The 11,969-nt window shown below is 59.8% G+C and carries 10 protein-coding genes; 6 read left to right on the forward strand and 4 right to left on the reverse strand.

The features are described 5' to 3' along the window. Nucleotides 1-166: 166 nt before the first annotated feature. The gene (locus tag PspS49_RS12220) at nucleotides 167-502 is read left to right on the forward strand and encodes a hypothetical protein (protein ID WP_127926835.1); all 336 of its coding nucleotides are present in this window, start codon (nucleotides 167-169) and stop codon (nucleotides 500-502) included. Between the two features lie 266 nt (nucleotides 503-768). After that, a complete protein-coding gene (locus PspS49_RS12225) occupies nucleotides 769-1,374 on the forward strand; it encodes a DUF6338 family protein (RefSeq protein ID WP_150773903.1) in 606 nt (201 codons plus the stop codon). A 138-nt stretch (nucleotides 1,375-1,512) separates the two neighbouring features. Here the strand turns inward: PspS49_RS12225 and PspS49_RS12230 are convergent, their stop codons facing one another. Beyond that, nucleotides 1,513-2,412: a LysR substrate-binding domain-containing protein gene (locus PspS49_RS12230; protein WP_127926836.1), complete on the reverse strand. Its 900-nt coding sequence runs from the start codon at nucleotides 2,410-2,412 to the stop codon at nucleotides 1,513-1,515. Nucleotides 2,413-2,530: 118 nt separating this feature from the next. On the opposite strand from PspS49_RS12230, the gene PspS49_RS12235 reads away from it, so the two are divergent. Both PspS49_RS12235 and PspS49_RS12240 read left to right on the forward strand, forming a co-directional pair. Beyond that, on the forward strand, nucleotides 2,531-3,898 hold the full coding sequence (locus tag PspS49_RS12235; protein WP_127926837.1) for an MFS transporter: 1,368 nt from the start codon (nucleotides 2,531-2,533) through the stop codon (nucleotides 3,896-3,898). 30 nt (nucleotides 3,899-3,928) lie between these two features. Further along, nucleotides 3,929-5,203 carry a glucarate dehydratase family protein gene (locus PspS49_RS12240; protein ID WP_160039467.1) on the forward strand — a complete coding sequence of 425 codons (1,275 nt, stop codon included), beginning with the start codon at nucleotides 3,929-3,931 and terminating at the stop codon, nucleotides 5,201-5,203. Between the two features lie 97 nt (nucleotides 5,204-5,300). Here PspS49_RS12240 and PspS49_RS12245 read toward each other — a convergent pair whose 3' ends face one another. Next, nucleotides 5,301-6,185: a LysR substrate-binding domain-containing protein gene (locus tag PspS49_RS12245; RefSeq protein WP_150773901.1), complete on the reverse strand. Its 885-nt coding sequence runs from the start codon at nucleotides 6,183-6,185 to the stop codon at nucleotides 5,301-5,303. A 157-nt stretch (nucleotides 6,186-6,342) separates the two neighbouring features. On the opposite strand from PspS49_RS12245, the gene PspS49_RS12250 reads away from it, so the two are divergent. Further along, nucleotides 6,343-9,369 carry an FAD-binding and (Fe-S)-binding domain-containing protein gene (locus PspS49_RS12250; protein WP_160039469.1) on the forward strand — a complete coding sequence of 1,009 codons (3,027 nt, stop codon included), beginning with the start codon at nucleotides 6,343-6,345 and terminating at the stop codon, nucleotides 9,367-9,369. Here PspS49_RS12250 and PspS49_RS12255 read toward each other — a convergent pair. Continuing rightward, nucleotides 9,302-9,988, reverse strand: a complete 687-nt coding sequence (locus PspS49_RS12255) for a paraquat-inducible protein A (RefSeq protein WP_160039471.1) — start codon at nucleotides 9,986-9,988, stop codon at nucleotides 9,302-9,304. The two genes, PspS49_RS12250 and PspS49_RS12255, sit on opposite strands and share 68 nt — an antisense overlap. Next, complete coding sequence (locus PspS49_RS12260; protein ID WP_077573324.1) at nucleotides 9,985-10,581, reverse strand: paraquat-inducible protein A; 597 nt, start codon at nucleotides 10,579-10,581, stop codon at nucleotides 9,985-9,987. The genes PspS49_RS12255 and PspS49_RS12260 overlap by 4 nt, the downstream gene beginning before the upstream one ends. Nucleotides 10,582-10,798: 217 nt before the next feature. Between PspS49_RS12260 and PspS49_RS12265 the strand changes: the two genes are divergently transcribed. Further along, complete coding sequence (locus PspS49_RS12265) at nucleotides 10,799-11,968, forward strand: DUF1624 domain-containing protein (RefSeq protein WP_160039473.1); 1,170 nt, start codon at nucleotides 10,799-10,801, stop codon at nucleotides 11,966-11,968. Nucleotide 11,969: the final 1 nt, after the last annotated feature.

Consider the following 11,969-nt stretch of genomic DNA (forward strand, 5'->3'; position numbering starts at 1 on the left):
CTCGGTAGAAAAGAGTAGTCGCATTTTTCATCGATGGGCAAAGCGCGTTCGTCAGCACGCCGAGCGGTTGTGAAAAGTTGTGCAAATTACGCTGACGGCGCGGTGCCACGATGGATGTGCGCCGGCTTACGCGCTACATTCACTTTTTTCAGATCAGGAAAACACTATGCGGATATGGATCGGGACGTTGGCGTTGGCCCTGTTGGCGGGTTGCTCGTTGCCGGCGTCGTTGGTGCCGGGTGAGCCGAATGTCAACAAGACCAGTGACAAGGCACCCAAGGACTATGCCGCGTGTGTATTACCGTTGTGGCAGAAGGATGTCGCCAAAACCTCGCAGACATCGATTTCCAACGGCTATCGCATCACCGCGCCAAGCATCATCACGGCCGATGAGATTCTCGACATCGTCAAATACAAGAATGGCAGCCGGGTTTCGTTGTATCAGGGGCCGCCGTGGGCGAAGTCCGGGTCGTTGCGCCAATCGGTACGTGATTGCCTGTAACGGCATTTCCGGACGCAAAAAAAGCAGAAACAGCATGGGCGGTTTCTGCTTTTTTTTGGTTGCTTGCGGGCTGAAGGTCAGTCGGAAATATCGGTCAGGGAAATGCTGCGGCTCAATTTGCACGACAAGAATCCCGCGCCCTGCGTGGATTTGATTCGCGAAATGAACGGTGACAGTTGCTCGCGAGGATTTGCAGTTGTGTGCACTAGGCTTTTGAGGGCTGGTGGATAGTCAGGCCAGTACGACCTTTCAAGGAGCCACGGATCATGGACGATCTGGTCAAAGAAGTTATTCCGCTGTTGCAGTATCTGATTCCCGGGTTTTTGTCAGCGTGGATTTTTTACTCACTGACGGCGTTCAAACGACCGGATACGTTCGGGCAGATTGTGCAGGCGCTTATTTTTACGTTTGTGATTCAGGGCGCGGTACTGGGGATTGGGGCAATTTGTCTGTGGGTGGGGTCGAAAGGCTTTTCCGTAGGGAAATGGGATGCTCGGGCGGAGGCATTGTGGGCATTTATTGTTTCAGTATGTCTCGCCGGGCTTTTCTGTTATTTGGCTTCAAACGGGGTGTTGCATGTGTGGCTACGCAAGCGAAACCTGACACGTAAAAGCTCCCATCCCAGCGAGTGGTACAGCGCTTTTGAGCGACAGGATCGCCTTGTCACTTTGCAACTGAATGACGAGAGGCGATTGTTTGGCTGGCCCTTGGAGTGGCCTTCTGGCCCCTCGGAAGGGCAATTTATCTTGCTGAATCCACAATGGCTTGGCGATGGTGGCGAGGTGCTCACTTTTGGCGCCGAATCAATGGTGATAGATTCCTCAAAAGTTCAGTGGGTCGAATTCAATTCTGTCGAGGAGGTTGTTTCATGAGCGCAAAAGCACCCAACCCCATGCCGCCTCACGTGGCGCGTCTCTTCGTAGGCCCAGACGGCAAGCCGTTGGCAAAACCGCTGGTCAAAGGGCCGAGTGCGCCTCCACCGCCAAAGCGCTGATCAGCGCCGCCAGCCACTAGCCCCAACCCTCAGCCACCGCCCGGCGAATCGCTTCCAGCAACATCGCAAACGCCGGGTTGTCGTTGTTCTCCCGCCAGATCAGATGCAGCTCGCTCTGCACCCCTTCGCCCAGATCGATATCGCGAAACACCACATTCTTGAACACCACACTGGTAGCGCAACGCGGCACCAGCGCCAGGCCCATGCCGGCGTTGACCAAGGCCAGAATCGTCAGAGAAGAACCCAGCCACTGCACATAATCCGGCGCGACCCGTGCCGAGCGCAGCATGCCGGTCAGCAGTTCATTGAACGGCGGATACGCGGCGTGGGAATACATCAGGAACGGTTGTTTATCCAGGTCACTGACCGCCACTTCAGCCGCCGTTGCCAATGGATGTCCACTCGGCACCGCCAGTACAAACGGCTCGCGCACCAGGCATTCGGTGGCGTAGCCCGGCTCCAATAACGGCGCACGGGCGATGCCCAGATCGATGCGGCGGGCGCGCAGGGCTTCGTGTTGCTGGTAAGTGTTCATTTCCGACAGATCGATTTTCACCTGCGGCTGTTTCAGTCGCGCCTCGGCGATCACCTTGGGCAGAAACTCATACACCGCGCTGCCGACAAAACTGATGTTCACCGAGCCGATATCGCCCTCGGCAAACCGTCGGGCGGTGACGGCTGCCTGCTGCGCGCGCTCCAGCAGGTTCTGTGCTTCGATGAAAAATGCACGGCCGGCGGCGGTCAAGGCGACGCTACGGGTGCTGCGGGTGAACAGCTCGACGCCGAGATGATGCTCGAGCAGCTGGATCTGCCGACTCAGCGGCGGCTGCGTCATGTTCAGTCGCTCGGCGGCGCGGCGAAAGTTGAGTTCGGTAGCGACAGTGGTGAAGCAGCGTAGCTGGGTCAGTTCGAACATTGATCTAATCCGGGTATCAATCGAATGCCAAGTTAGATTAGACGGGATCAATGATCGCCGTCCATGATCGGTCCATCGCTTTACGCCATCCCTAAAAAAACAAGATCGGGAGTCGCCCTTGAAAACCCTCCAGAGTCCGCTGGACGTCACGGTTCTCGCCCGTGCCGCCGCCAAGGTCAAGCGTCACGTGCTGCCGCTGTTCGTGGTGATGTTCATCGTCAACTACATCGATCGGGTCAACATCGGTTTCGTACGCAGCCACATGGAAACCGATCTGGGCATCGGCGCGGCGGCTTACGGCCTCGGCGCCGGTTTGTTCTTTGTGGGCTACGCGCTGTTCGAAGTGCCGTCCAACATGCTTCTGCAGCGTTATGGGGCGCGGGTCTGGCTGACGCGGATCATGTTCACTTGGGGCGCAGCGGCCATGGCCATGGCCTTCGTCAGAGGGGAAACCAGTTTCTATGTGTTGCGCTTTATTCTCGGTGCGGCGGAGGCGGGGTTCTTTCCGGGAATCATTTATTACTTCACCCAATGGCTGCCGGCCTCCGAGCGCGGCAAGACCATGGCGGTGTTTCTCAGCGGTTCGGCCATTGCCTCGGTGATCTCCGGCCCGGTCTCCGGTGCGTTGCTGCACATCAGCGGCCTCGGCCTGCATGGCTGGCAGTGGATGTTTTTGATTGAGGGCGCGGCTTCAGTGGTGCTCTGCGCATTCGTCTGGTTCTGGCTGCAATCGCATCCGCGTCAGGCCAAGTGGCTGAGCGAAGAAGAGCGCGAAGCGCTGGTGGCGGCGATTGCCGAGGAGCAGCGCGCTCGTGAGGCGTCGCAGGTGGTCAAACCGTCGATGTTCAAGCTATTGGCGGATCGGCAGATTGCGCTGTTCTGTTTCATCTATTTCTCCATCGCACTGACCATTTACGGCGCGACGTTCTGGCTGCCGAGCATGATCAAGAAGATGGGCAATCTCGGTGACTTCCAGGTCGGCCTGCTCAACTCGATCCCGTGGATCATTTCGATTGTCGCCATGTACGGTTTCGCGGCGATGGCCGGCAAGTGGAAATTCCAGCAAGCCTGGGTCGCCCTGACGCTGGTGATTGCGGCGATCGGCATGTTCATGTCGACCACCGGCGGGCCGATCTTCGCCTTCGTCGCGATCTGCTTCGCCGCCATCGGCTTCAAGGCTGCGTCGGCATTGTTCTGGCCAATTCCGCAAAGCTATCTGGATGCGCGTATCGCCGCTGCGGTGATCGCCCTGATCAACTCCATCGGCAACCTCGGCGGCTTTGTCGCGCCGACAGCGTTCGGCTTCCTCGAAGAAACCACCGGCTCGATCGAGGGCGGGCTGTATGGCCTGGCGGCGACGTCGCTGATCGCGGCGGTGGTGATCTTTTTCGCCCGCACGGCGCCAGGAACCAAAGGCAAAACCCCGGCAAAGCCGCATGACGACACCGCCGTTATTGCGACGGCCAGCCCGGCCGCGAGCCATTGAATTGATTGTTGATCTGTCAGGAGTCTTATCTTGAAAATCACCCGCGTAACTGTGACCCCGATTGCCTTTCGCGATCCGCCGCTGCTCAACGCCAGCGGCATTCATGAACCCTTCGCCTTGCGCTCGATCATCGAGATCGAAAGCGACAACGGCTACATCGGCCTCGGCGAAAGCTATGGCGATGCCCCGGCGCTGGCGATCCAGCAGCAGTTGCAGGCGCAACTGATCGGTCTCGATCCGTTCAACCTCAACCAGTTACGCGCGATCGTGCAGGCCACCGTTGCCGCCAACAAACCCGCCACTATTGCCGGTGCCGAACTCGCGCCCGGTTCTCATGCCAGCAAAGCGGTGAGCAATGCTTATTCGGCGTTCGAAGTAGCCTTCCTCGATTTGCAGGCGCATTACCTGAATGTGCCGCTGGTGGACCTGCTCGGTGGCGCGATTCGCGATGAGGTGCCGTTCAGCGCCTATCTGTTCTTCAAGTACGCGCAGCATGTCGATTCGCCCTACAAACCGGACAACTGGGGCGAAGCACTCAGCGAGCAGCAGATCGTTGCGCAGGCCGCGCGGATGATCGAGGCGTACGGTTTCAAAAGCATCAAACTCAAGGCCGGGACGTTGCCGCCGGAGCATGAAGTGGCGTGCATCAAGGCGTTGAAAAAGGCCTTCCCCGGTTACCCGCTGCGCATCGATCCGAATGGCAATTGGTCGCTGGAAACCTCGATTCGCATGGCCGAGTTGCTCGGCGATGATCTGCAATATTACGAAGACCCGACCCCGGGCCTCGACGGCATGGCCGAGCTGCACAAGCGCACCGGTCTGCCGCTGGCAACCAATATGGTGGTCACCGATTTCGACGAATTGCGCCGCAGCATCGCGCAAAGCAGCGTGCAGATTGTTCTCGCCGACCACCATTACTGGGGCGGCCTGCGCGACACGCAGACCCTGGCGAAGATGTGCGACGTGTTTGGCCTCGGCGTGTCGATGCATTCCAATTCACACCTGGGCATCAGCCTGATGGCGATGGCGCATGTCGCGGCGGCGGTGCCGAATCTGGACTATGCCTGCGATACGCATTACCCGTGGCAGGAGCCAGATGAAGAGGTGATCAAGGGTGGCAAGCTGCCGATTGTCGATGGTTGCGTGAAGATCACCCGCGCACCGGGGCTTGGGCTGGAGCTGGATCATGATCAGTTGGGCAAGCTGCATGATCAGTACCTGACGTGCGGGATTCGTCAGCGTGATGATGTGCGGCAGATGCAGCGGTACAAGCCGGACTGGAGGGCGGTTAAACCAAGGTTTTGAGGTGCCTGAATTGGCGCCATCGCGAGCAGGCTCACTCCTACAGGGAAACGCATTCCAACTGTAGGAGTGAGCCTGCTCGCGATTGGCGTCCTCACGGTTACAACGTTTCTACCAGCCAATCCCGAAACGCTTTCAGCGACGGCAAACTCTCATTGCGTGGCGGATACACCAGGTAGTAGCTGCGCCGGCTGTTGATCGGCTCGCCCAGTTGCAGCAACTCGCCGCTGAGCAATTCATCCTCGACCAGAATCCGTGGCACCAGCCCGACACCGATATTCGCCCGCACCGCCTGAATCAAGTGCGAAGTCATTTCAAAACTTGGCCCGATGCGCATACCGCGATGCGGCAATCCGTGATGGCTGAACCATTCCGCCCACGCCTGCGCATTGCTGCTGACGTTGAGCAGCAGTTGCCCGGCGATGTGTTGTTCGGCGTCGTCGCGCTCAGCGTCGGACAGTTGCGCACTGGCGATCACCACCAGTTCCTCGGTGTGCAAGGGCAGGGCCGTCAGCCCCGGCCATTCACCGCCACCGACGCAGATCGCCGCATCGATTTCGCTGGTATCGAAGTCGATTGCTTCGATCCGCGAATGCAAATGCACGGTCATGCCCGGATGCGCGGTGTAGAAATCTTTCAATCGTGGCAGCAACCATTTCGAGCCGAAGGTCGGCAGCGTCGCCAGGCGCAGACTGTGAATGCCCGAGCCAAACGCCATCGCCTGCAATGTCGCACTACGGATCTGACCCAGCGCTTCGGCAAGTTCGCGTTGATACATGCGGCCGACATCGGTCAGTACCACTTGCCGGCCTTCACGGCTGAACAAACGCATGCCGAGCATCTTCTCGAGAATCTGCACCTGCCGGCTGACCGCACTCTGCGTCAGCGACAGTTCGTGGGCGGCGCGGGTGTAGCTTTCATGGCGCGCGGCGGCCTCAAAGGCCAGCAATAACGACATGGAAGGAGTGAGCGTGCGCGGATTCATTCGTAAAAGTCATCAATAACGGGTCGAATTTACGGTTGTCCCGGCGTTCGCCAGCAATGAACATGGGCACCATGAGATGGCGGAGCCTGACGCAATCATTCGTTGCGTACAACTGTTCACCGCCACGCGGCCCGATTTGACCGAGATAACCTGACCGATGATTGCCCAGCTGTCCCCCGCCAAAGCCCTGACCAGCGATTACCAACAGTTCCTCAAAGCCCTGAAAACCAGCGGCTTTCGCGGTGAAATCAGCGCTGATTACGCCAGTCGTGTGGTACTGGCGACTGACAATTCGATCTATCAGCGCCTGCCGCAAGCGGCGGTGTTTCCGCTGGACGCCGAGGACGTGGCGCGGGTGGCGCGGTTGATCGCCGAGCCGGCGTATCAGCAAGTGGTGATCACCCCGCGCGGTGGCGGCACCGGCACCAACGGCCAATCACTGACCGACGGCATCGTCGTCGATCTGTCGCGGCACATGAACCGCATCCTCGAAATCAACGTTGAGGAACGCTGGGTGCGCGTGCAGGCCGGGGTCGTCAAGGATCAGCTCAACGCCGCGCTGAAGTCCGCCGGGCTGTTTTTCGCCCCGGAATTGTCGACCTCCAACCGCGCCACCGTCGGCGGCATGATCAACACCGATGCCAGTGGCCAGGGCAGTTGCACCTACGGCAAGACCCGCGACCATGTACTTGAACTCGACATGGTTTTGCGCGGTGGCGAGCGTCTGCACGGTTTGCCTCTTGAGGAAAGCGAACTTGAAGCACTGTGCGCCCGCGAAGATCGCGTCGGTGAGGTCTATCGCTGCGCGCGGCAGATCATTGATGAGCAGGGTGAGCTGATCAAAGAGCGTTTCCCCGATCTCAACCGTTGCCTGACCGGTTATGACCTGGCGCATCTGCGTGAGGCGGATAACCGTTTCAACCTCAACAGTGTGTTGTGCGGCGCTGAAGGCTCGCTGGGTTTTGTGGTCGAAGCGCGGCTGAATGTATTGCCGATCCCCAAGCATACGATGCTGGTGAACATCCGCTACGCCGGGTTCATGGACGCCTTGCGCGATGCGCGGGCCTTGATGGCGCTCAAGCCGTTGTCGATCGAAACCGTCGACTCGAAAGTGCTGTTGCTGGCGATGCAGGACATCGTCTGGCACGGCGTCGCCGAGTATTTCCCGGAAAGCGCCGAGCGCCCGACGTTGGGCATCAATCTGGTGGAGTTCTGCGGTGACGATCCGGAGGATTTGCAGCGCCGGGTCGAAGCGTTCGTCGACCACTTGAGCTGCGACCGCACGGTTGAGCGTTTGGGCCACACGCTGGCGATCGGTCATGCGGCAGTGAACAAGGTCTACGGCATGCGTAAACGTGCGGTGGGCCTGCTCGGCAACGTCGCCGGTGAAGCGCGGCCGCAGCCGTTCGTTGAAGACACCGCAGTGCCGCCGCAGCACTTGGCCGAGTACATCGCCGAGTTGCGCGACCTGCTCGACAGCCACGGTTTGCAGTACGGCATGTTCGGTCACGTCGACGCGGGCGTGCTGCACGTGCGGCCGATTCTCGACATGAAAGACCCGCAGCAAGCGGCGCTGGTGCGCCCGGTATCCGATGGCGTCGCGGCGCTGACCCAGCGTTACGGTGGCCTGTTGTGGGGCGAACACGGCAAAGGCTTGCGCTCGGAATACGCGCCGGCATTTTTCGGTGAGCTGTATCCGGCACTGCAAGCCTTGAAGGCCGCGTTCGACCCGTTCAACCAGTTCAACCCGGGCAAGATCGCCACCGCGGCGAACACCGGCGCGGCGCTGCTGAAAATCGACGAAGTCACTTTGCGTGGTGAACTCGATCGGCAGATTGACGAAAAAGTCTGGCAAAGCTACGGCGCGGCCATGCATTGCAACGGCAACGGCGCTTGCTACAACTTTGATCCCGACGACGCGATGTGCCCGTCATGGAAAGCCACCCGCGAGCGTGCTCAGTCGCCCAAGGGCCGCGCCTCATTGATCCGTGAGTGGCTGCGTTTGCAGGGCGAGGCGGGCGTTGATGTGTTGTCCGATGCGATTCGCAAGCCGGCGTTTTTCAGCACGCTGTGGCAGCGCTGGCGCAACAGCCGTACGCAGGCCGAGGACTTCTCCCACGAAGTCTATGACGCCATGGCCGGTTGCCTGGCGTGCAAATCCTGCGCAGGGCAGTGCCCGGTCAAGGTCAATGTGCCGGAGTTTCGCTCGCGGTTTCTGGAGCTGTATCACAGCCGTTATCTGCGCCCGGCGCGGGATTACCTGATCGCCTCGCTGGAGTACAGCATCCCGTACATGGCGCGGATTCCGGCGCTGTACAACGGGTTGATGGGCGCCTCATTCGTTCGCAGCTTGTTGGAACGGGTCGGTGGCATGATCGATGTGCCGTTGCTCAGTCGTTTTGATTTCCATGCAGCGATGCGCCGTTGGCAGGTGCAACCGGCGAAGGTTTCGATGTTGTCGGCGCTGACCCCGGCGCAACGCGAGCGCAGCGTGGTCATCGTGCAAGACGCTTTTACGCGTTACTTCGAAGCGCCGTTGTTGGCCGATCTGGTCGAGTTGATTTCGCGTCTGGGTTATCAGGTCTATCTCGCGCCGTTCAGCGCCAACGGCAAGCCGTTGCATGTGCAGGGCTTCCTCTCGGCGTTCAACCGCGCGGCGTTGCGCAATGCGCGGCAGTTGCGTGAATTGGCCGATGTGGGCGTGCCGTTGTTGGGCCTCGATCCGGCGATGACGCTGGTGTATCGCCAGGAGTACCTGAAAGTGCCGGGCATGGAGCAATGCCCGGAAGTGGCGCTGGTGCAGGAGTGGTTGCTCAAGGTGATGCCAGAGCAGGCGGTGCAGGATAAAAGCGCATCGTTCCGCTTGCTCGCGCACTGCACCGAGAAAACCAACGCCCCGGCCGCGACGCGGCAGTGGGAGCAAGTGTTCGAGCGTGCGGGTTTGAAGCTGGCCACGCAGGCCACCGGTTGCTGCGGCATGTCCGGCACTTACGGTCACGAGGCGCGCAATCGCCAAACCTCAGCGGTGATCTACGAGCAGTCCTGGGCACGTCAGGTAGCGGCGTCGGCAGAGCAGGGCGAAGCCTTGGCGACCGGTTATTCGTGCCGCAGTCAGGTCAAGCGCCAGTCGGATCAGGCACTGCGTCATCCGTTGCAGGTGCTGCTTGAGGTTCAACGTCGCTGAGGTCCTCGCCCGTGTCCTTGTCCCAGATCAGGCGCGGATCGAAACTCATCGCTGCGAGCATGGTGAACACCACGACCAAGCCGAAAAACAGAATGCCCGGTCGTGGCTCGATATCGCCCAGCGCCTGAAACTTCACCAATGCTGCGACCAGCGCCACCACCAGCACGTCGAGCATCGACCAATAGCCGATCAGCTCGACGAAACGGAACAGCTTCGAACGCTCCTTGCGCGCCCAGGCGCTGTCGCGTTGCACGGTCATCAGCAGCAGCGTCAGGGCGACGAACTTGACTCCCGGCACGGCGATACTGGCGATGAAAATGATCAGGGCGATGTCCCACGCGCCGTGTTCCCAGAACTCCAGTACACCGCTCATGATCGTGCTGTCGGCGCCGCTGCCGAGCATGGTGGTGTTCATCACCGGCAGCAGATTGGCTGGCACGTAGAACGCCAGCGCCGCGAGCATGTAGGCCCAAGTACGGGCCAGCGAGTTGGTTTTGCGCCGGTGCAGTGGCGCATCGCAGCGCGGGCATTCATGCGGCTCGTCGGTCATGTCGCAGGCCAGGCCGCAGCTGTGGCACAGGCACAGATTGAGTTCGCGGGCAGTCGGTGGCCGTTTCATAGAATGTCCCAGAGATCGCGGATATCGCGGCCGGCAATCCTGATCATCATCAGGCTCAGCACGGCCAGCGCGAACAGGCCGATGCCGGGCAACACATCGAGCAATCCGGCCAGTTTGAACACCGCCACCATCGCCCCCAGCAGGCAGACTTCGAGCATGCTCCACGGCCGCAGGGTTTCCAGCCAGCGCATGCACAGCTTGAAGCCCGGTGCACGTCGCGATGACAGCGCGAAGCTGAGCACCCAGATCAGCAGCACCAGTTGAAACGCCGGGGCAATGATGATCGAGATCGCCGCGACCATCGCCATAAAGGTGATCGGCCCCTGACTCAGCGCCAGCACCGAATCCCACAGCGTCGCGCTGTTTTTCAGGCCTTTGAGGCTGATGCTCATCACCGGATAGAAGTTGGCGAACAGCCACAGCATCGCCGCCGTGAACGTCAGGGCCAGACGCTGTTCAACAGTCAAACCGTTGAAGCGCTGCAGCACGCCACCGCAGCGCACGCACGAGGTTTTCTGGTGTTTGGCCAGCACGGCTTTTTCGTACACACAATCGCAGTGCTCGCAGATGATCAGGTGTTCGGTGTTGACCATGGACAGCGCTCGACAGCAGGCCGCAAGGGCAGGGGACTTGATCACTATAGAAGCCTGAGGCTATTGGGCAACTTGCCCGGCTTGATCGGCTGAGGTTTTTCTGAGAATCGCTATCGATTGGGCTTGGGTTTTTGCTGGTTATTGTTATAAGGTAACGCGAATTTCAGGGGTGGTCCTTGTAGGCACCCGGTGTTATCCCTTCGATTGCGAAACGCTCATGACGATTGTGCTTCCTCGTTCTGCCCCGTTGGCCACTGGCCGGCTGATGTCCATTGACGCCCTCAGAGGCCTGGTCATTCTGTTCATGCTGCTCGACCACGTGCGCGAAACCTTCTTGCTGCACCGTCAGGTCAGCGACCCGATGGACATTGCCAGCACGGAACCGGCGCTGTTTTTCAGCCGCACGTTGGCGCATTTGTGTGCGCCGGTGTTTGTGTTGCTGACGGGATTATCGGCGTGGTTGTTCGGAGAAAAGTACGCGGGCAAGTCCGATGTCAGCGCCTTTCTGTTCAAGCGGGGCCTGTTTCTGGTGCTGCTGGAGTTCACCTTGGTGAACTTTGCGTGGACCTTTCAGCTGCCACCGAGCGTGATTTATCTGCAAGTGATCTGGGCGATCGGTTTGAGCATGATTGCCTTGTCGCTGCTGGTCTGGCTGCCGCGCTGGCTGTTGCTGACGTTGAGCCTGATGATCATCGCCGGACACAACCTGCTCGACACTGTGCATTTTCCGCTGGAGTCAGCACTGCACGTGCCCTGGGCGATTTTGCATGATCGCGGCTGGATCGACGTCAGCGACACTCTGCGTCTGCGCACCTCCTATCCGTTGTTGCCATGGATCGGTGTGATTGGTCTGGGTTATGCGCTGGGACCGTGGTTTGCTCGCGGCGTTGAAGCGAGTTTGCGTCAGTGGCAACTGCTGATCGCGGGGAGCGCAGGACTGCTTGGCTTTGTCGGGCTGCGGTTGATCAACGGCTATGGCGAGAAACCGTGGGCCGTGGGCGACACGTCGGTGCAAACCCTGATGAGCTTTTTCAACATCACCAAGTACCCACCGTCGTTGCTGTTTATCGCGCTGACCGCGAGCGTCGGGCTGTTGCTGCTACTGGCATTCGAACGCTTGCAGGATCGTCGCTGGATTCGCTGGTTGACCGTGTTCGGTTCGGCACCGATGTTTTTCTATCTGCTGCACCTGTACGCGTTGAAGGTGTTGTACCTGATCGGCGTCGCCCTGTTCGGGCTGAATCAGGGCAGCTATTTCGGCTTCTCCTCGGTGGCGGCGATCTGGCTGGTGTCGGCCATTCTGGCGATCGGGCTGTTCCCGGCCGTGCGCTGGTTCTCGGCATTGAAGGCCCGTCGTCGCGACATTGCCTGGCTGAAGTATTTGTAAG

This window comes from Pseudomonas sp. S49, assembly GCF_009866785.1.
Taxonomy (GTDB): Bacteria; Pseudomonadota; Gammaproteobacteria; order Pseudomonadales; family Pseudomonadaceae; genus Aquipseudomonas.